This is a genomic window from Pseudonocardia alaniniphila (assembly GCF_022524485.1).
GTDB classification, from domain to species: Bacteria; Actinomycetota; Actinomycetes; order Mycobacteriales; family Pseudonocardiaceae; genus Pseudonocardia; species Pseudonocardia alaniniphila.
The window spans coordinates 1-872 of the sequence record NZ_JAKXMK010000108.1; the positions used below are offsets into that span (position 1 = coordinate 1).

At 71.7% G+C, this 872-nt stretch carries 1 protein-coding gene; it reads left to right on the forward strand.

Going from position 1 to position 872, the window contains the following annotated elements; genetic code table 11:
• Positions 1-872, forward strand: an 872-nt coding sequence (locus MMF94_RS43195; RefSeq protein WP_241043302.1) for a histidinol-phosphate transaminase, incomplete at both ends; no start/stop codon positions are given.

An 872-nucleotide genomic window follows, 5' to 3' on the forward strand; every position in this document is an offset into this window, starting at 1 on the left:
CGGCCGTCGCGGCGGCGGCGGTCGATCTCCACCGCTACCCCGACCGCAACGCCGAGGCGCTGCGCACCGACCTCGCCGCCTACCTCACCAGCGCCAGCGGAGTCACGCTCGGCATGGCCAACCTGTGGGCCGCCAACGGTTCCAACGAGATCCTGCAACAGATCATGCAGACCTTCGGCGGGCCCGGGCGCACGGCGGTGGGGTTCGAGCCGTCGTACTCGATGCACCCGATCATCGCCGCGGGCACGCGCACCGAGTGGCTCCCGGCGCCGCGGCGCCCGGATTTCGCGGTAGACGTCGACGCCGCCGTGGCCGTGCTGCGTGAGCGCGCTCCCGACATCACGTTTCTGACCAGCCCGAACAACCCCACGGGCCAGTCGTTGGAGCCCGCCGAGCTGGCTGCGTTGATCGACGCGGCGCCCGGTGTGGTGGTGGTCGACGAGGCCTACGCCGAGTTCTCCGACCGTCCCAGCGCGATCACGCTGTTGCCCACCCACGGGCGCGGGCTGATCGTCTCGCGCACGATGAGCAAGGCCTTCGCCTTCGCCGGCGGGCGGCTGGGATACCTCGCCGCTGCACCGGCGGTCGTCGACGCGCTGCAGCTCGTCCGGCTGCCGTATCACCTCTCCTCGCTCACCCAGGCCGCGGCGCGTGCTGCGCTGCGGCACGCCGATGCCACGCTCGGTTCGGTGGCGCTGTTGCGCGCCGAGCGTGATCGCGTGGTGGCGGATCTCGCCTCCATCGGGTACGACGTGGTACCCAGCGATGCCAACTTCGTACTGTTCGGCCGTTTCGCCGAGGCCCCCCGGGCCTGGCGGGCGTTCCTCGACCGCGGTGTGTTGATCCGCGACGTCGGGATCGCGCAGCGGTTG